This is a genomic window from Zhongshania sp. (genome assembly GCF_029212375.1).
Lineage (GTDB): Bacteria > Pseudomonadota > Gammaproteobacteria > Pseudomonadales > Spongiibacteraceae > Spongiibacter.
The window spans coordinates 109,294-128,363 of the sequence record NZ_JARGNU010000011.1 but is presented as its reverse complement, the minus strand read 5'-3'; the positions used below and the strand labels follow the sequence as shown (position 1 = coordinate 128,363).

General features: G+C 52.6%; 17 protein-coding genes and 1 tRNA gene. 5 read left to right on the top strand and 13 right to left on the bottom strand.

From position 1 onward, the window contains the following. Positions 1-239 precede the first annotated feature (239 nt). From P1U47_RS12580 to P1U47_RS12560, 5 genes are all read right to left on the bottom strand, one after another. Positions 240-316, bottom strand: a tRNA-Met gene (locus P1U47_RS12580). A gap of 146 nt (positions 317-462) precedes the next feature. After that, complete coding sequence (locus P1U47_RS12575) at positions 463-1,920, bottom strand: hypothetical protein (protein WP_301029352.1); 1,458 nt, start codon at positions 1,918-1,920, stop codon at positions 463-465. Then, on the bottom strand, positions 1,920-2,282 hold the full coding sequence (locus P1U47_RS12570) for a hypothetical protein (RefSeq protein ID WP_301029350.1): 363 nt from the start codon (positions 2,280-2,282) through the stop codon (positions 1,920-1,922). The genes P1U47_RS12575 and P1U47_RS12570 overlap by 1 nt, the downstream gene beginning before the upstream one ends. Beyond that, the gene (locus tag P1U47_RS12565) at positions 2,272-4,497 is read right to left on the bottom strand and encodes a peptidase M19 (RefSeq protein ID WP_301029349.1); all 2,226 of its coding nucleotides are present in this window, start codon (positions 4,495-4,497) and stop codon (positions 2,272-2,274) included. The genes P1U47_RS12570 and P1U47_RS12565 overlap by 11 nt, the downstream gene beginning before the upstream one ends. Positions 4,498-4,829: 332 nt before the next feature. Further along, positions 4,830-5,474, bottom strand: coding sequence for a TetR/AcrR family transcriptional regulator (locus P1U47_RS12560; protein WP_301029347.1), 645 nt, complete (start codon positions 5,472-5,474; stop codon positions 4,830-4,832). A gap of 132 nt (positions 5,475-5,606) precedes the next feature. Here P1U47_RS12560 and P1U47_RS12555 point away from each other — a divergent pair, with 132 nt between their 5' ends. Further along, positions 5,607-7,220 (top strand): GMC family oxidoreductase, encoded by a 1,614-nt coding sequence (locus P1U47_RS12555; RefSeq protein ID WP_301029346.1) that lies wholly within the window; start codon positions 5,607-5,609, stop codon positions 7,218-7,220. Between the two features lie 3 nt (positions 7,221-7,223). On the opposite strand, the gene traF is transcribed toward P1U47_RS12555, so the two are convergent. Beyond that, positions 7,224-8,354 (bottom strand): conjugal transfer protein TraF, encoded by a 1,131-nt coding sequence (traF, locus tag P1U47_RS12550; protein WP_301029345.1) that lies wholly within the window; start codon positions 8,352-8,354, stop codon positions 7,224-7,226. Positions 8,355-8,537: 183 nt separating this feature from the next. On the opposite strand from traF, the gene P1U47_RS12545 reads away from it, so the two are divergent. Together P1U47_RS12545 and P1U47_RS12540 are read left to right on the top strand one after the other, a co-directional pair. Next, on the top strand, positions 8,538-9,167 hold the full coding sequence (locus tag P1U47_RS12545) for a lysophospholipid acyltransferase family protein (RefSeq protein ID WP_301029344.1): 630 nt from the start codon (positions 8,538-8,540) through the stop codon (positions 9,165-9,167). A gap of 162 nt (positions 9,168-9,329) precedes the next feature. After that, positions 9,330-10,574, top strand: coding sequence for an ATP-binding protein (locus tag P1U47_RS12540; protein ID WP_301029342.1), 1,245 nt, complete (start codon positions 9,330-9,332; stop codon positions 10,572-10,574). Here the strand turns inward: P1U47_RS12540 and P1U47_RS12535 are convergent. From P1U47_RS12535 to P1U47_RS12525, 3 genes are all read right to left on the bottom strand, one after another. After that, complete coding sequence (locus P1U47_RS12535) at positions 10,571-10,822, bottom strand: zf-HC2 domain-containing protein (RefSeq protein WP_301029340.1); 252 nt, start codon at positions 10,820-10,822, stop codon at positions 10,571-10,573. The genes P1U47_RS12540 and P1U47_RS12535 overlap by 4 nt on opposite strands. Continuing rightward, on the bottom strand, positions 10,816-11,430 hold the full coding sequence (locus P1U47_RS12530; RefSeq protein ID WP_301029338.1) for a sigma-70 family RNA polymerase sigma factor: 615 nt from the start codon (positions 11,428-11,430) through the stop codon (positions 10,816-10,818). Before P1U47_RS12530 ends, P1U47_RS12535 begins: the two co-directional genes overlap by 7 nt. A gap of 92 nt (positions 11,431-11,522) precedes the next feature. Beyond that, positions 11,523-12,152, bottom strand: a complete 630-nt coding sequence (locus tag P1U47_RS12525; protein ID WP_301029337.1) for a DoxX family protein — start codon at positions 12,150-12,152, stop codon at positions 11,523-11,525. 202 nt (positions 12,153-12,354) lie between these two features. On the opposite strand from P1U47_RS12525, the gene P1U47_RS12520 reads away from it, so the two are divergent. Continuing rightward, positions 12,355-12,699 carry a hypothetical protein gene (locus tag P1U47_RS12520; protein ID WP_301029336.1) on the top strand — a complete coding sequence of 115 codons (345 nt, stop codon included), beginning with the start codon at positions 12,355-12,357 and terminating at the stop codon, positions 12,697-12,699. 175 nt (positions 12,700-12,874) lie between these two features. Continuing rightward, positions 12,875-13,753: a DMT family transporter gene (locus P1U47_RS12515; protein ID WP_301029334.1), complete on the top strand. Its 879-nt coding sequence runs from the start codon at positions 12,875-12,877 to the stop codon at positions 13,751-13,753. Here P1U47_RS12515 and P1U47_RS12510 read toward each other — a convergent pair. From P1U47_RS12510 to P1U47_RS12495, 4 genes are read right to left on the bottom strand one after another with little or no spacing between them, the layout of a single operon-like run. Next, positions 13,750-15,549 carry a BatD family protein gene (locus tag P1U47_RS12510; protein ID WP_301029333.1) on the bottom strand — a complete coding sequence of 600 codons (1,800 nt, stop codon included), beginning with the start codon at positions 15,547-15,549 and terminating at the stop codon, positions 13,750-13,752. The two genes, P1U47_RS12515 and P1U47_RS12510, sit on opposite strands and share 4 nt — an antisense overlap. Further along, the gene (locus P1U47_RS12505; RefSeq protein ID WP_301029332.1) at positions 15,536-17,497 is read right to left on the bottom strand and encodes a VWA domain-containing protein; all 1,962 of its coding nucleotides are present in this window, start codon (positions 17,495-17,497) and stop codon (positions 15,536-15,538) included. Before P1U47_RS12505 ends, P1U47_RS12510 begins: the two co-directional genes overlap by 14 nt. After that, a complete protein-coding gene (locus P1U47_RS12500) occupies positions 17,494-18,540 on the bottom strand; it encodes a VWA domain-containing protein (protein WP_301029330.1) in 1,047 nt (348 codons plus the stop codon). Before P1U47_RS12500 ends, P1U47_RS12505 begins: the two co-directional genes overlap by 4 nt. After that, on the bottom strand, positions 18,533-19,051 hold the full coding sequence (locus tag P1U47_RS12495) for a DUF4381 domain-containing protein (RefSeq protein WP_301029328.1): 519 nt from the start codon (positions 19,049-19,051) through the stop codon (positions 18,533-18,535). Before P1U47_RS12495 ends, P1U47_RS12500 begins: the two co-directional genes overlap by 8 nt. Between the last annotated feature and the right edge of the window lie 19 nt (positions 19,052-19,070).

Genomic DNA, 19,070 nt, shown 5'->3' with positions numbered 1-19,070 from the left:
ATATTCGCACATCACTATGCAGATTGGAGCGAGGAGGAGACCATCCTATCGTTAATTGGGTAGAGCCGGGGTTGGGCTTGGTTGTCCCTCGATGCCCGAAGGTCGACTGGTGGAGTTTGGAAATTCACTAGAAATACAATTTGGGCACACCGTGGGCACAGGATGGGCACAGAGGCCCAAAACTAGCAGGCGAAAAAAAACGGCAAGCCAGTAAGTTACTGATTTGCCGTTCTTTAATGTGGTAGCGGGGGCAGGATTCGAACCTACGACCTTCGGGTTATGAGCCCGACGAGCTACCAGACTGCTCCACCCCGCAACTGATCTGCTGTCGTTTTCTCTATGACAGGGCGCGCATTATAGGAGCGGAAATTAATTCTTGCAAGCCCTATTGCCGAATAAGTTTAAATTAATGCAAATTAGATTTTGCGGATACGGTTTTGCCGGTATTTATAGGCTTTTCGTTTAGCCTTGTAGCGGCTGCGCAAGTATCCATAAGCCTGCACCAGTGAAGATGACCATTAGTAAGAGCATGGGCAGTTGGCTGAGGCTGGCTTGGCGCTGGCTTGGGAAGCTGCGCAGGGCTTCGGCGTGGGCGAGGTAAACGCTGGCGACGTGGCCGATCAGAATAAGCCATACCTGACTATTCCAAATAAAGCCCATGTCTGGCAGTACTGGTAGGCGGCCGCTTATGGCGGTGCCAAATAGATTCCAGCCCCAGCCAAAGGGGTCTGAGATGAGGCCGCGAATTTTTAAGCCTTGGTTGAGTAGTAGCGTGTAGTAGTGGGTGATGTGGTAGACCAGGGCTATCGGCAGCAGGCTGTAGCCAAAGCGCAGCGCCAGCTCGCTAACAGATAGCGTGGTTTGGGTGATGAGTTTGCCCAGCCACAAAAAGAGCCTGAATAAACCTAGGTAGAGAAAGGGTGATAGCAATAGGCACACCGTTTCGAAGCCGATATACCACGGGCGCAGGCTCAGGTAAGCGTATAGCGGGTGTTGGCCCAGCAGCGGCTCGAGGATGTGCAAAGGGTCCTTCCAGAACAGGTTAAACCACAGGCTGGTTTCGCGTAGGCCGTCGTATGCGGTGGACGACAGCATAAATAATAGGAAGACCAGCAAGCTGCCGTGCTCTACACGCTGCTCTAGCAAGCCGCTGAAGGGCATACGTAGCTGGAGTTTATATTTGCCCTCGGCGCTTGGCTGGTAGTGCAGTGGCGCCATCTTGGCGATGAGCTGAAACATGACCGAGAATAGCTCGCCATATTTAAACCAGTTTTGGCTGCCGTAGCGCCACACCGCCAGTATATTAATGATGGTGTAGCTGATTAGGATGAGTGACAGTGAAAAGGGTTTGGTATTGCCAAATAATTCTAGGCAGATAAAGGCCATATAGAGGCCGACGGCGGGCCAGTAGGCGAGTTGGCTAGGGTAGGTTTGGCGGCCTTGGCTAAATCGCTTTAGCGGCGCGAGCATGACTCGCCATGGATTAAGGTATTGGTACCAGTTGCCAAATACCGCGCTGAGGTAGCTGGCGCCGAGCGCGAAGCTGATCCAGAAAAAAGTCATATTGAAATTGCGGTAGCGGTCTTGATTGCCAATGAGGCCGCTGACAATTGCTAGGCCAAAGCTCAGCAGCACTATACTTTTTAATAGTGTGCTGAGTTTTATGGCCCTAGCGAATTTGAATAAACGTGGGTGGCCAATTGGCCATTGTTTGTGTGGCCGCGAGGCCTGCTCGGCGCGGTAAAAAAAGCCGAGTATTAAAAATGATAAAACCAGCGCTGCTATCGCCCCATAGATATACATCCAATAGGGCATGGGTAGCGTGTAGGGTTCGCCGAAGGAGTGCGCTTGCGCAATGCTGCTTAGCGTCAGACTAAATACACTGGCACCGATTTGTTGGGTGCGGCTGAGTTTAGGCATTAGCGCGGGTAAACTTCAAACGTCGCTAGCTGAATGCCGCTATTGTGCAGTTCTAGCGCAAAGCGTCCGGGTTGGCTTGCTACAAATTCAAAGTTGAGGGGAGTGTCGGCTGTTATGTGCAGGTGTTTGTCTATGCCGTGTAAATGCAGTTGATCGTTTTGGGTGCTGCGAATTTCAATTTTTACGGTGTCGCCTTGGGTCACCCGAATTAGTCGTGATTCGTAGTGACCGTCAACCACAAAATTGTATTCGTGTACGGCTGTTGCCACTGCAATTGCAGGCTGGCTACGCGGTTTAAGGAGTAGCCAGAGACCGGCGAGCACTAGGGCTGCGCAGGTAATAAAGACCAGTTTATGGCGCACTGCTTATATTGCCATTGCGGTTATAGGCGCGTTCCCACATTTGCACATAGCCTTCGGCTGAGTTGTACAGCGCGTCGAGGGCTTCTTTGCCGCCTTCTAGGCGCACTTCCTCTACAAAGTCGGCGACCAAGCCGTAATGCGACATGCCGGTTTCATCAATATGCCAGTATTTACCGCTTTCGGGGATCAATAGCATATTTACATTTACGGTTTTAAAGTTGGCAAACTGTGGTCCCCAGTCGTCGCCGCTAAATAGTGGAAAGGGATATTGCACTGGCTCAGAATCGCCGCCACGGGGGCCGGGGTGGCCGCCAAAGCCATTGCCGTCGGCGCCGTAACCTAAGCCTAACACTTGGTCTGAGTCGCTAATGCCCGCTTTGGCGCGCCAGAACTTTAGTTTCTCTAAAAACGCTTTGTGCTTAATGCCGTTGCCTTTGTAGGGATAAACAACGCCGCCATTTTTTAGCATGCGCACCACTTGGTCGCTAGTGAGGCCGCCGTGGGCATCGTGGGATGAAGCTAGCGGGTATTTAGGTGTTTGCTCATCGGCTATGTCGAGCATAATGTCTTTGCTGTGGTAGGCGGCGTGGTCAATATCAATCACCATGCCGCGGGTCATGAGGGCGCGCAGCGCGTATTCACCTAAGTCGGTAACGGTGCGCTGGTTGCAGCGTTTGCCTGGCGGGTAGAGTGGCGTGAGTCCGCCGGTGGCGTCAAAAATAGCCTGCGACAGTGGGTCGCTGCCGCTGCCCGGAATGGCGGTGGTCATCTCGGTGCCGGGGGTGCGAACCGAGGGCTCGTCAACGGGGTAGCTGCGGCATTCGGTGGTTTTCCAAAAAGCGCCAGTATCTAAGAAGTTGAGGAAGTTAATAACGTCGCCGCTGAAAATGCCAGTGCCGCCCAAGGAGCTATCAATATCGTGGTAGGGGTAAACATGGCGAACGCCTAAGTCCCACAAGCGCTGAATTTCGGCGTCAATTTGGGCTTTGTCGCAGCGCCGCTGTTCGCCGCCGCCAGGTAAAAAGGTCACGCCGCAGTCAAATACCTGAGCGACTTCCACCCCGAGAATCACCGCCATTTTACCGTCGTTAATAACGTCGCGCGCTTCTTGAGGGGATTTTACAATGCGGTACCAGCCTTTGCTGGGGCCGCCAGATTGAGCGTCGATATAGTCTTGTACTTCATATAGGTATTCAACTTGCTTGGTGGCAACGCTCATGTCGTCGCAGTCGGTGTCTGGCATGAGTGAATACGTTTGGCCTACTTTGCACAGCGCCGCAATATTGGTGCCGTGGTTAACCATCACTCGCAAACCGGCCAAGTAGGCGCGCTCCACCCATTTGTAGTACATCACTTGGTGGGTTAAGAAATTGCGTTGCGGCCAATCCACAAACGTCGGCCAGCCCTTGGTTTCGTGGTTGCCGGTGGGGTCGGTTTCAAGAATATTGTTAGCATCGCGAATACCGTTGGGGCCGTGGAACTCTTCGCAATCTTCCAGTGCGTGATCGACGCCAAAGCGATGAATAACTTGGCCGTAAAGTACGCCGCCGGCCGAGGGGCCAACGTCGCCAGCGTAAGACATCTCGCTAGACATACCCATATGGGTGTGAACATCGGCAAAGCCAATAATGGGTTTGTCGGCGCCATTGCCCTTAAAGGTTTCGCCGCTAATCGAGGTTGGCATTTCTGGGTAGTTAGTGCAGCTGGTACTGGGTGTAAAGTTAAATTGAGCGGCGGGCTCGGTGGTGGACGGCCCTGCAATTAGTTTGCCGCTGTCGTCGAGCTGCAGGGTTTGCGAGGTGCTTTCGGATACGATGCTGAATGTATTACTTGATGGGGTCTGATCAATTGTCCAAATTGCGGCATCACTCGCCGTTGGCTCGCCGCTGATGGTAGCGGTGCCAGCGGTGAGTAAGCGCTTATCTTTGCTGTAAAACAGATATTTGCCGAGGGTTGCCGCTTGCATATAAAAGGCTTCGGCCGTAGCGACGCTAGCGGCAGTGTTGCTGTAGCTGCCATCACTTGCGGCGACGGTGTATTTGTCGGTTTGTGCTGATTGCAGGGCGTAGCAGCCATTGGCCATGGCATAGCGATTCTGTGGCGCGCTATCTGTGGTGGGTGGGGTATTACTACGACTACTGGACGAACTAGAACCGCCGCAGGCCGATACTAAGACGGCGGAACAAATGATGAGGGCTGGGAAGTGCATTTTCATCGGCTAACCTGCAATGTTTGGTGGCACAGCCAATAGGGGGCGTGCCAGTGGATAATGGATACTGCGCTGCTTATTATTTGGGATAACTGCCAAGCTTTGGTAAATCGTTAGTATTATGTTTACTCTGTAAACTATCACGCTATTACATAAAAGTCGCTATTTGTAACAAAATAGTAACAACACATTAACTATAGTGCAGTTCTGGCCTTTACGCGGTGTATTTGGGGGTTGAATTTTTTGATGTTTTAGCGCGGTTGAACTAGGCGTAGCGACGCTAAGAGCGCCACATAGCGCGCTATGAGTGCTTGTTAAGCGTGCTTTGTTAGTGGGGTTTATACCGTGGGCGCCGCGTAGTTGGCGGTGGCAACAAAGAGGAAAAGGCTGCTGTTAATAATGGCATCAATCGGATCGCTATAGCCGGTCAGTGCCCAGCGGCGCGCAATTTGAATGACTGCGCCCACGAGGCCAGCGTAAATAATATCTTGATTTGGCCTCGCGCTAATATCGGCAAGCCCCAGCGAGCTGGCCAGTGAGCGAATCAGCACTGCAAACTCCTCCATGGCTTCGTAGTAGAGTTGGTCTAGGGTGTCGCTCACGCCGAGAATTTCAAATAACAGCAGGCGTGCAACCGCTGGCTTATCTTGCAAGGTATCAAAAAAGGCGTGCAGTCCGGCGCGGGCAAAGGCTTCGCTATTGCGTTCGGCCTTGGCAAAGGCGCACAGCATGATTTCTTTTAGGTAGTCGGTTTGCGCTTGGTAAACCTTGGCAAGCAAGGCCTCTTTGTTGGCGAATGACTCGTAAAAATAACGCTCGGTTAGCCCTGCTGCGGCGCAAATGCTGCGCACACTGCTGGCGGGGTAGCCAATGTCGCCAAAAACATAAAGGCCGGCATCTAGGAGTTGTTGGCAGCGTTCTGCGCGGCGTTGGTCGCCACTGGCGCCGCGGTAGCGGCGGGGTTTTAGGTTGGTTTCAGTCATTTGGTAATTTTGACATGCGTCACTGTCAGATGTAAAGTGACATGCTGTGTTGTCAAATGTTGATTGCGTAATAACGCGGTGACGGTTATCTAAATTGCTGCCGACTTAGTGAGCGCGGGGAGTTATCTGGCTGTGGATTATGATTTCGATTATCTGGTTATTGGTTCCGGTTTTGGCGGCTCTACGGCAGCGCATCGCCTGAGCCAAAAGGGCTATAAGGTTGGCATGATGGAAATGGGCCGCCGCTGGAGCGCCGAAACCTATCCTCGTTCAAATTGGCATTTTCATCGCTGGCTGTGGCGACCAATGCTGGGGCTGAAAGGCTTTTTTAATCTGCGCTGGTTTAAGCATGTGTTGGTGTTGCACGGCAACGCGGTGGGCGGCGGCTCGATTACCTACGCCAATACGTTGTTGGTGCCCAAGCCCGAGATTTGGCAACAGGGTAGCTGGGCGGGTTTAAAAGATTGGCAGGCCGAAATGCCGGCGCACTACGCGAGCGCCCAGAAAATGCTCGGCGTTACCGAGAATCGCATCCTTGGCCCCGCCGATCATTTGTTAAAAGAGGCCGCCGAAGACTGGGGTTGTGGCGAATCGTTTTATAAAACCCAGGTTGGGGTGTTCTTTGGCGATGAAGGTGAGGCGCAGGGTAAATCCTACCCAGACCCTTATTTTGATGGCGAAGGTCCTGAGCGAAATAGCTGTATAGCCTGCGGTGGCTGTATGGTGGGCTGCCGTTATAACGCTAAAAATAGTCTCGATAAAAATTATCTGTATTTTGCCGAGAAGCAGGGCACCCAGGTGTTTGCCGAAACCAAGGTGGTAAATGTGGTGCCCCTTAATGGTAAGGCCGACGGTGAAGACGGCTATGAAATCACCACGGTATTTAGCACCTCGCTGCTGTTTCGCAAAACCCGTCGCTGGCGAGCGCGGGCGGTGGTGTTTGCGGCGTCGTCGCTGGGCACTCAAGATCTGATGTTTAAACTTCGCGACAAGGGTTCGCTGCCGAATATCTCCAGCCAATTAGGGCGGCGGGTTAGAACCAATGCCGAGTCTTTAATTGGTGTGCGCCTGCCCGGCGAGCAAAATATGGATGCCGGTATTGCCATTGGCTCGGGTATTTATCTTGACGATAAAACCCATATCGAAGCGACTCGCTACCCGCGTGGATCAGATGCCATGGGCCTGCTGGTTACCGCGATGACTCGGGGCAAGCCCGATTGGCGGCGGGTGTTTAACTGGCTTTTTACTATGTTGAAGTTATTAATAAAAAGCCCAAAGCAAGCGATAGCGTCGTTGATTCCCTTTGGCTTAGCCCGCCAGACTATTATTTTACTGTGCATGCAGACCCTTGATGGCCATATTGATATGCAGTATCGGCGGGCTTGGTATTGGCCGTGGCGCAAGCGCATGGTCAGCGTGGGTGACCCTATACCTGCGCATATTCCCGAGGCCAGTGAATTTGCTTTGCGCACGGCGCGTCGTCTCGGCGGCATGGCGGGCAGTTTGATAACGGAGGTTTTGTTTAATATTCCCGCTACCGCGCATTGTATGGGTGGTGTGGGAATGGCCAGCAGCCGCGATGAGGGCGTTATCGACAGTCAAAACCGGGTGTTCGGCTACCGCAATATGCTGGTGTGCGACGGCTCTATGCTGTCGTCTAATCTCGGCGTAAATCCGTCGCTGACGATTACGGCATTAACAGAGCACGCCATGAGCTATATCCCCGCTAAAGCTGACGCAGCTTAAACCTTAAAGCGGAAGCTGTAGATTGATGCTGCCGCCCAGTTCATTGTTGCCGGCGTAGCTAAATTGCGCGGTAATATGCAGTAGCTGCGCCAAGCTGTAATGCAGGCCAATGGTGGGTGCATCGTTATTATAGGGATTGTCGAACCAACGATACGCCAACAGCAGCGATACCCGCTCACTCAGGGGGATGCTGCTGTTTAAATCATAAATGCGCTGAGAGGGAATCTCGCCAAAGCCAGTTTGCGGGCTCAGGTCGGCGTTCAGCTGAACCGCCCCCCACGTTGTTTGGTAGCCAATATGACTGGTGAATTGGCTGCGCTGTTGGTAAACCGTGCCAAGAGTGCTGCGCATCGCTTGTTGGTAAATATCTTTAACACTCAGTCCCATGGTCCAGTCGCCCAGCTGGTGGCTAACGCCAAGGTCGGCGTTCAACTGCAGATTGTGATCCACATCGCGATCGGCATCGAAGATTTTTTCTTCATCGTATTCTGAAATAAGAATGCTGCGTTCAATCAGGCTGATATTTTGCAGTTTGGCGGTGATTCCAAATTGGGTGTTCGGCAAGCCATCAATATTAAAGCGGTAGTTTGCGCCCAGAAAATTAAACCACAGCACCGATACTTCCATCGACGACTGCAGCTCGCCAAAGCTAAATAAGCCCAAAACCGTTGCAAAGCGCAGGCGATTGGCGTCGCCGTCGTCGTAGTTAAAACGTTCTGTACCGCGAAATTCTGAGCCACCAATAATATGCCATGCTGGCGCTTGGGTGCTTAAGCTGAAATGCCCGCCCACCTTAATACCATTGGTGTCATCACGCATGGCTTCAAGACTTTCCACCAGTGCGCTTTCATCACCGGGAATCACCAGTAAGCCGCGGGAGCGACCCTGCAGTGCTCGCCCTTCATCGTAGGCATCTTTTATGTTTTGCACTAGGCCATCGCTGTCGTCAACAAAGATATAGCCATCCATTTGCAACAGGGTTTCATTAATTTCACTGCCTAGTGCGACGGCGGCGGGATTGCTGTGTAAGGGGCTAAGTTGGTAATCGCCTGTTGCTGCATGAGCCGAGGTGGCGAAGAGTAGCAGGCCACAAAGGGGTAATACGCGATATAGCCTGAATGTTGACGTTGGCAAAAATGGCCCCCATTGGAATTTGCTAACTATGCTCGGTTGCCCGCTGCAGCGTGGATGAATGTCTATACTGTTGGGGAGAATAGTAGAGCGTATAAGTGGGGGCAAGCGCATTTCGGCGGTTTTGTGTAATATCCCGCGCTTGGATTACGCCATCGCAAGTGTGGTCATTGGAAATAGGCGCTTATGACAATAGTAAATAATGGCGTTGCCTTGGTTCAAGGGAAGACAATATGCAGCTATCCGAGCTTACTTAAAATGGTGAGCTTGGTGAGTAGGGCCTTAATGAGCATGCGCGCATGGCAGTTACCTACGGAGCAGCCTTCGCCGAGTAAATACGTAATGATTGTTGCGCCGCATACCAGTAATTGGGACTTTTTCTTGATGGTGGCGGTGGCCAGCAGTTTGGGGCGCCAAATTCGCTTTATGGGTAAACATCAGCTATTTGTTGGACCGCTCGGTGTTTTGTTGCGCTGGCTGGGCGGCGTCGCTGTTGAGCGCGATTCCCAACATGATTTTGTTACACAACTAGCTGATTTATTTAGAAAAACCGATAATATGGTGCTGGTTATTGCGCCGGAGGGTACTCGTAGTAAAGTCACGCGTTGGAAGGGAGGCTTCTACCATATTGCGGTGGCGGCCAAGGTGCCGGTAATTGCTGCTGGTTTGGACTACGCTAAGAAAACGATTTCGCTATTTCCCCCGTATTACCCAAACGGAGACTTTGCTCAAGATCTGGCTAATATTCAGGCGCGCTATCGGAAAATTACCGCAAAATACCCCGCGCAGGATGGAAGCTACCCCGATAAGGGCTAAATTCTAGTGGTTCAAACATTAACGTCTAAGTGGAATCCCCAGTTACTCTGTCTTGCTAAGTATTGGTATAACAAGAGCAATGTTAAGTAGGGCTTACGACGTAGTTAATACGTCGAGCGATTGGCTAAGTAGGTTTGGTCGCTTTATGGAATAAAAAGGCTTATGAATAACGGATTTTTAACAAAATTATTGGGGCCCGAGATGCCCCCTCATGGTCATTGCTATTTGTGGAATGAAGACTTGGTTCGTCTTCATGTGATTAGTGATGCCTTGATTAGTTTATCGTATTTCACCATTCCTCTGGCGCTGGTTTATCTGGTGCGCAAGCGCGACGATCTCAAATTTAATTATATTTTTGTTATGTTTGCGATATTCATATTTGCCTGTGGCGCGACTCACCTGATTAATATATTTAATGTTTGGTACGGCGCGTACTGGCTAAGTGGCAGCGTAAAATTGATAACCGCCATCGCCTCGGTGGGCACCGCAATAATGGTGTGGCCATTAATACCAAAAGCCTTGGCCATTCCGAGTAATGTTCAATTACTGGCGCTGAATCAACAACTTCGTGATGAGGCCGAGGAAAATAGCCGACAAAAGCAGCAAGTAGAGGGATTAACGAAAGATTTGGAAGCGCTGATTGCTGAGCGCACCAAAGAGCTGGCCGAAACGCGGGTGATGAAAACTTTACTGGAAAAAAATCATGCCTCACTCGAGCGCTCAAATGCCGCCTTGGAAGAATACGCGCGAGTAACCGCCCACGATATTAAAGAGCCATTACGCTCGATTTCGGTATTTGGTCAATTATTAAATGAGCGGCTGCTTGAGAGTTTGGGTGAGGATGAGTCTAAGTGGCTGCAAACCATGGTTAGCTCCGCGCAGCGCATGACAGTGATGATCGACGATCTACAAAAATACTGCGCGTCGCATTCGCTGGTGCCGTCTGGTGCCATTGAGCTGGATGTGTATTTTGACCGTGTCATTTTTGAACACAACGCGAGCCTAACAAAATACGCCGTGCAATTGCGCCGGCAGCCCTTGGGGGTGGTTAATATATCACCGCCAGCTTTACATCAATTAATCTCCGAGCTTTTAGGGAATGCGGTTAAATTTAGTCGCAATCAGCAGCCACCAATAATCGAAATTGGACCGTTAGACGTGGTGAATGACGGCGAGGTCGGCTTTTTTATTCGCGATAACGGAATTGGTATTGCCAGCCCTTATCATCAACGGGTTTTTGGGGTGTTCGAGCGGCTTCACGCCGAGGAAGTTTACGAAGGCACCGGAATAGGCTTGGCCATATGCCGGCGAATTATTGAGGAAAATGAAGGACGTATTGAGCTTGTTAGTGAGTTGGGCAAAGGTGCCGAGTTCCGCGTATATTTACCGGCTGGCGAACTTAGCTAGCTGTCGCCAGTTGGCTTGTTCGTTTGCTGAATGTTAGAGAAAATTTTCTCGCTGCTGGCAGCGTCAGTTCGCCAGAGTTGCTTAGCCAGCGTTGCGCCGGTGCGGCGGCTGCGGTCTAGGTGGCGGTTAAAGCGTCGGCAGTGCCGGCAAATAATAAGATGCAGACGAATATCAATGCGTTTCCAGCCTCGGCATTGCTCGTCGAGATGGTCGCTGGCGAGATCGGTAAACTGTTGGCAGTTCAGCATTCCCCGGTCTCCTGGTAGTGGTTAATGACGGCCATAAGTTTGAGGCGGGCGCGGTGTAAAATAACCCGCACATTGGCTTCGCTAATGGCGAGAATTTCGGCGATATCATTCAATTCGGTTTGTTCAACATCGCGCAATAAAAACACCGCCTTTTGGTTTTCTGGCAATATCGTTAAGGTGTGCTCTATACAGCGGCGCAATTGGTCTTCCTGTAGCATTAACTCTGGGGTGTTTATTTCCCAGCGCGACGGCGGGCTACTCCAGTGGCCGCTGCTGTCAAAATTGGCTGGGTCGACACTGGTTTGGATGTCGTCAATATCCCCATAGCTACTGTGACGTTTTTCTCGCCGCAGCCGCGACTTGGCCTCGTTACTTACAATTTGAATCATCCACGTCGACAGGCTCGAGCGCCCCTCAAATTTGCCAATGGCCTTGTAAATAGATGCCCATGCCTCTTGGGTTACATCTTCGGCAAACACATCGCCCGCGATCGCTCTAGCAACAATTAGCAACTTGCTGTGATAAATGCTGATTAGCGTTTTAAAGGCGCTATTGTCACCGGCTTGCAGGCGCTCAATAAACTGTTGATCAATAACAGACTGTGGCACTGTGGCATCCAAACCCAGATTAAGCCCATAGTGTCACTGATCCCCCTGTGTGCACGCAACCAAGCGGCGGCAATTTACTGTAAAAATAAAGTTTAATGACTCGTTTTATCCGTTAACACCGGCCGAAATTTGCGGTTTAGCCAGTAATCGACGCTCACATAGCGGCCGCCGCCTAAGGCGATTAGAGCCAGTAGCATTATTAGGTAGGTCGCAGCAAACTCAATGCCGTTATTGAGAATAACAATATTGCCGCTCGACGTGAGCCAGTCGTAATTGCCGTGGGCCTCGAGTAGCGAGCGGGCCGCGGCGAGTTTGTCTACCGATTCCACAACTCTCTCGTTGGCAAAGGGCGCACTGGCATCGGCAATGGCCTGCCAGCCAAATTGCCAGTGCACGCTCAATGCCGCCACAATCATGGTGATCGCGAGGGGAATGGCAATCCAACGGGTTGCAAGGCCTAACAATAGCAACAGTGCGCCGGCTAGCTCCGTGGCGGTGGCTAAAAATGCTAACAGGGTGGGAAAGGGCAGCCCCAAGCCCCAGTCAGGGTTGCCAAACCACTCGGCAGTGGCGCTAAAACTCGCCATTTTGCTGCTGCCTGCCATCCAAAAAACGGGCACCAAATACAGCCTTAAGCCAAGGGCTGGCAGTCCGTCGAGGGGCCGAAATGCGCGCGCGATGTAATCTTGACTGCGGTTTACGTAGTTAAAAAAATCTACCATGAACTAAACTCCGTAGAATATTGGCAATGCAGCTTGTGCTGTACGATTGGCAATGAGACGCAGGGCGGGCAAACTTGTTACAGAAAAAAAGAGTGAATTATTTTTGCGGGGTTTGTAACACTGGCTGGTGGAATACCTCTAATGAGCAGAGTCGTCATACGGCGACCAATTTAAACAATTAATTTATCAAGGTGACGACAACATGAAAAAAACTGCAATGACTGCGTTTGGTGCGGCAATGCTCGCTTCTTCTATGGCCTCAGTTGCTGTAGCTGATACCAACCCCTTTGCCGCCAAAGTAATGAGCAGTGGCTATCAGTTGGCGAATTACGCCAAAGACGCTGAAGGCAAATGTGGTGAAGCTAAGTGCGGCGCCGATAAAGCGGCCAAAGAAGCCAAGTGTGGTGCTAATAAGGCGGCCAAAGAAGGCAAATGTGGCGAAGCTAAATGCGGCGCCGATAAAGCGGCTGCTGAAGCCAAATGTGGCGCCGATAAAGCCGCTAAAGAAGGCAAATGTGGCGAAGCCAAGTGCGGCGCTAACAAGTAAATTTCGCTTCATATTGGCATGACTAAGCCCGCACCCACGTGATCTTGCGTGGGTTGCGGGCTTTTTTGCGTCCCCATTACGGACTGGCTAAATGCCAGCGCTCTCTTTATAGTGCCAGCCTAATACTGCCTCGGCGAGGTGGGTGTGCTATCTGCCGGACTTTAGAGATTAGTCATTGATTATTTCTGCCCCTCAAAAGCAATTGCTAACTGGATTGTCGCTGTCGTTAATTACCGTGTTTTTATCCAGTACGGTGGCGGCGGTGGGTAAGCACGTTTCCCAAGAAGTCCATGTTTCTAGCATTGTTATGGTGCAGTACGGCCTAAGCTTTCTGTTTGCGCTGCCCGCTATATTACGCTCTGGGCGAGCGGGCCTAGTGACTACGCGGCCGGGTTTACACTTAATTCGCGGCATTAGCGGCTGTGCGTGTTTCTATTTGTTTTACCTCGCGCTAACGCATATCGCACTGGTTGAGGCGACCTTGTTGCGGGCCTCGGCGCCACTGATGGTGCCATTGGTGCTTTTACTGTGGTTTAAGCAGCGAGTGAGCCGCCATGCCTGGCCGCCCTTGGTGGTGGGGTTTGTTGGGGTAATACTGGTACTAAAGCCGGGTTTTGCCGGCTTTAGCCTGTGGCATGTCTTGGCCTTGTTGTCGGCGCTGGGATTGGCGGTGTCGATGGTGAGCACCCGCGAATTAATGCAGGGCGAGCCTCAAAATAGAATTTTGTTTTACTATTTTTTAATTTCGGTCATCGTTAGCCTGCCCTTCTTCCTATTTAATTATCAGCCCATTCCCAGCTCGGCGTGGCTGGGCTTATTGTATATGGGCGTGGTGATTTATTTGGGTTTTGTGCTTTATACCTTGGCCTACCGCTATATTTCGGCGTCGGTGTCGGCGCCGATCAGCTATTTTGCGGTGGTGTTTAGCGGCCTTTTAGATTGGCTGATTTGGGATCATATTCCCGACCAACTAACCCTTGTCGGCATTGTGTGCGTGGTGATAGGCGGCGTGCTGGTATTGCGCAATCCGCCAGAACCTGAGCACCGCGCTTAAACCTTAGACGGATACAGTGGCGCTAATGGGGCGGTCTCTGCGCTCCTTTTGGCGGCTCTACCGCGCAGGGATTTAACCGCTTCAAGGAGCGCATTGGGGTCGACTCCGCCACCTTGCTGGGAAAATAATTGGGCATCAAGGGCATCGCAATAGGGTTTTAATTCGCTGGCGCGCTGCGCCAATTGGCTTAGGCTTAAGCTCTGCTGGTAATGAGCCTGCGCCCAGTGAATTAAGGCCGAGCGCAGCACTGGCGCTGTGGCGTCGCTCTGCACACACTTTTTCAATTGGCTAAATGCCTGGCTTTCACTCGTTGTTTTTCCCTCTGCTTTGTTGCTGTTGGCAGCGTTTAGCGTGCTGTGGCGAGCGCGATACCACGCAGCGGCAAACGCGGCATTGCTGAGGCAGAGCAGGGCGATAAGCGACCACAGTAGCGGGCTGGTAGCGGTGCTCGTTGCGTCGTCATTATTGGGGTTCGGATTGCTCGCTGTGTTGGCCGCTTGGCCGGTGCCGCCTGCCGCCAAGTTGTTTGGTGTGGCTTCGGTATTACCATTGCCGAGTAGTGCCGGTCTCACCGTAATGCGGCGCTCGGCTAAGACGGCTACTTCGGCTTTGTTGGTTTTGGTGTTCCACCAGGGAATCCGCACCTCGGGCAGAATAAATTCGCCGGCTTTGGTGGGAATAATCGCCATCGACTCGCTGCGGATGCCGGTCCATTTCGACTGTTCGTCGCCTTTTTCTATCTTGGCTTGGTCGGGGTAGAGCTTGGCATTGCTCAATGTATAAATGGGCAAACTCGGTAACTGCGAGCCAAGTAAACCGTCGGCCTGAATACTTACCGTGCGGGTGATGGAGTCGCCAACTCGAATATTGTCGGGGTCTTTACTCCAGTTTTCATTGAGCACTAACTCCTTGGCGGGCAACCACACTGCGCCCTTAAACTCTGCTGGTGGCGGCATAATTTTGAGTCGATGTTCTTGGCTACGTTTTACTACGAGGCGGCCAGGGTCGAGCATTGACGGTCGATAGCCCTCAACCCGCGCCTGCAAGGTAAGTGCCGGAATTGTCAGGTCGCCACTGGTTTGCGGATAGATTGAATAATGACGTTCAATAACTTGGTAGTAGCGGCCGTCTACCAAGGTTTGATAACGCTGCTCGCCGGTGGCTTCAATTACCGCGTTATCCACTTCGGGTGCTTCTAACGAAGCGTCTAAGAAATTCACCGAGGTAAAGATTTTCACCGTGTATTGCAGCTCACCCTGCACATAGGCTGAGCGCGGGGTGACGTCGGATTCTAAATACACGCTGTCGCCATTACTGCCCCGCGATTGGCTGCTCGCTTTGCTCACGGATATGGTCAGCGCCCTGGTCTGGTATTTGCCCATCGTAATGGCGGGGATGGTTAAATTGCCCTCGCGCTTGGGGGCGAGGGTGTAGTCCCATTGGCGACTGCTATTTACCTTGCCGTTGATGATATTGGTGCGGCTGCTTTGCTGGCGTCTAATAACGTGAAAATCATTTTCCAGCGCGCTGATGTCGGGTTCGTCAGTGAATAAAATACTGTCGGCGACCAGCGATAATATAAAGGTTTCTTCGCTGGATATTTGGTTGCGATCAACACTGGCGCGCACACTGGTGTCGGCAAACGCGCTTGGCATGCCGCTTAGTATGCTGAATAAAATAAGCACCAATTGCAGTGCGCCAAAGTGGCGGTGGGCTGAATGTCGCTTCATAGGCTGGGTGGTGCTCGCTGTGGCGTAGTGGGTGCGGGCAAGGCTAATGGGATTAATAAGGCGCATAATCCTCCCTCTCGATTTGCTCGCCGCGATGTTGGCGGAGCTGGTGTTGATACTGAAATTTGTTGCGCAATAAATTGTCGGGGTTATCCGGTATTTTGCGCAGCCATTGCTCTTTTGATTGGTCAGCTTCGCTCAGCGGCGCTTGGGACTCTACTGCGCCGGCGGGCTTGCCGTTTTCCTTGGGGTCGGCGTCTGGAGCGTCTTCTCCAGGCTTTTGCTCGGCAGCTTGTTTGGCGTAGTCGTCGGCGAGTTCAGACTTGCGCTGCTCCGCTTGCTGCTGTTTTTCTTGATCAGCACTGCTTTCGGTTTGATCTTGCTCGGTAGCGTCTTGGGATTCTGACTTGTCGTTTTGCTGATCATTCTTACCGTTATTTTTTTGATCAGAATTTTGCTGCTCAGATTTATCTTGTTGCGACGAGTCGCCTTGCTTGCCGTCTTGATTTTCTTTCTGGTTGCTGTCTTTGCCATCTTGGTCTTGCTGATCAGATGATTCAGACTGTTGATCTTTATCTGATTTGTCGCCGTCGCCTTTCTGGGATTGGTCTTGTGACTGGTCCTGCTGCTGTTCTTGCTGCTTTTTCAAATCCTCGACAATGGCTTTATTGCGCTGGGCATCGCTCATGTCGGGGTCTTGTGCCAGTGCTTCCTCGAAGGCGGCGATGGCTTCGTTTAGTTTGCCAGCCTTTGCTAGCGCATTGCCGCGATTATAGGCGGCATCGCTACCGCTAAGTTGGGCATAGCTCTCGGCGGCTGCGGCATAATCGCCGGCGCGATACTGGGCACTGGCCCGCCACGCGGGGTCTTTAAAATGCTCGGCAGCCGCGGCGGGGTCGCGCTCTAATAAGGCTGCGCCGCGCTGGTCTGGGGTTTGCCATAGGTCATTAAATTCTAGGGCATTGGCGGTGTTTGGCTGGGCAAGTAATAGTAGCGGCAATAGCAGCGGTAGCAGTAGATTGGGTAGCCAGCTGCGCCGAAAACCGAGTAGGCTCAATGGCAATAGCAATAAGACTAGCCACGCGCCAGCGTCTTTCCATTGGTCAAATTGACGCTCGGAATTTTTGCCGGTGGCGCTCTCTGCGCTACTGGCGTCGTCGGGGTTTAAGGCGCGGATATCGCTGTCGTCTAAGCTGAGTTCGCGATAATCGCCATTGCCTGAACTCGCTAAGGCGCGCAGCTCGCTAACGCTAAGGGCGGGCACAATAATATTACCGCTGCTGTCTTTGGCAAAGCCGCCCTCGGGCAGGGGGATGGGGGCGCCGTCGCGAGTGCCAACCGCCAATACCGAGAGCGGGTAGGGGCTGTCGTCGAGGAATTTCTGCAAGCCATTTAACTGCGCTTTATTGATGCCGTCTGTAATAAGCAGAATTCTGCCGCTGCCACCGTTTTGGTCTAACAAGTCTTTGGCGAGTGTTACGCCGGCCAGTGGATTGCTGCCAATCTGCGGCATCATGCCTGGGTGCAGGCCGGGAATCAGCGTGAGCAAGGTGTTTACGTCGTCGGTGAGCGGTGCCACCACAAAGGCATCCGCGGCGAATACCACTAAGCCGGTTTGACCATCTTGGCGCAGCTGCAATAGATCGCGGAGTTTGAAGCGTGCCTGGCGAATGCGCGAGGGTTGAATATCTTCCGCCAACATCGACGGAGATAAATCCAGCACCACCACCATGCCCTCGGTGTTTTTGTAGAGCGGGGTGGGGGCTTGCTCCCAAGCGGGGCCAAGTAAGGCGAGCCAAGCGATGGCGCTAAGCAAAAATAATAATGTCAGTGACCGAGCGGGTTTGGCGCCACTTTTACCGTCAAGCAAATAGGGTAGTAGGCTGGGGTCGATATGCTTTTGCCAAGCGCCCTGCTGGCGGCTTTGCCGCGCGAGGAGCAAGGCGGCGATGATTAGGGGAATCGCTGTCCACAGTAAGTCGGGACGTATCCAGTGCAAGCTTGGCAGCGTCATAGCGTGCCCCCATTTTGGTTTGGCGCAGGCTTGCGGGGCGCGAGTTCGGGTAGATTGCGCTTGAGCGCTAATAGCAGCCACAGGCCGGCGGCGAAGAGCAGCGGCCAGTGCAGCAGCGAGCGCTCGGGGCGGAGCATCTCCTGCTCTTGGTCAATAGGTTCTAAAGCGGCGATGGCGGCATACGCGGCCTGTAATTCAGCGGGGTTGCGGGCGCGGTAATAGGCGCCGCCGGTGGTGTCGGCAATGCTTTGCAGGGTGTCTTCATCTAGATCGGCCGACGGGTTGACGGTGCGCGCGCCAAAGTTGCTGCCAAATATACCGGGTACACGCATCTCGGTGGCGCCAACACCGATGGTGTAGATCTTAATGTTTTCGGCAGCGGCTAATTTGCTGGCTTCGAGGGGGTTTAAATTGCTGGCAGTGTCGGCGCCGTCGGTGAGGAGCACCACGACTCGGCTGTTTTCTGGTCGTTCGCGCAGGCGCTTTATGGCAAAGCCAATGGCGTCGCCGATGGCGGTTTGTTTACCCGCAAAGCCAACTTGGGCCTCGTCCATTAAGGTGTTAACGGTGTCGAGGTCGAAGGTCAGGGGTGACTGAATATAGGGCTGACTGCCAAACAGGATCAGGCCGAGCTTGTCGCCGCGGCGCTGTTGTACAAATTGATTAACGACCGCTTTAACAACAGTGATCCGCGGCAGCGCTTCATCTTGAATAACCATGTCTTCTTGCGACATTGAGCCGGAGATGTCTACTGCGAGCATAAGATCGCGGCCCTTAGTGGGCATGGCAACGGCGTCGCCAATCCAAATTGGTCTGGCGCTGGCCAGCAAGAGGGCGATCCATAGCAGTAACATCAGCAGTAAATCGAATTTATTACTGCTGTGTACGGGGGCCGATTGCTCGCCACTTAAGCTGCGCAATTGGCTAAAAAACGGCACCCGCAGTGCGGCGCCGCTGGCGCTGGTTTGCGCTTTAGACAGCCAGCGCACTAGCAGGGGTAGCGGTAGTAGCACAAAAATCCATGGCCATTGCAATTCAAACATAATGGCTCCGATGACGGGCGATCCACTGCTGCGCTTGCTTAAGCAGCTGCTGGCGATCTAGGGGCGCGGCGTGAGCCTGATAGGCTGCCGCAAACAAGGCATCGAGATTGGCCTCGGTAAACGCGGGTTTAGCGCCGCAGCCATAGTAAATAAAGGTTTGCCATTGCTCGCCACTGAGGCCAGCTAGTGCAGGCGCAGCGGGTTTAGATTGTTGGCAATGAATAGCAACTCTTCGCAATAATTGATTGAGCTGGCGGGCAAACTCGGCGTCGTTGTCGATGGCCTTTAGGGCGGCTAATTCTAATTGCGCGGCGCGGCGGTAGGCGCCGCGTCGGCGGTAGTGCCGCCACAGCCAGTAAGCGGCTGCAATTAAACAAAGGCATACTATAATTACTACCCACCAGCCCAGTGCCCAAGGAAAGTTGGGAACGGCGGGGGGCAGATGAATATCCGCTAGCTGGTCTAGGGGATTTGCACCCGCTGGGAGCTGTGTTGGGCTAGGCGTATTCATAGTGGTGTTGTCATGACGA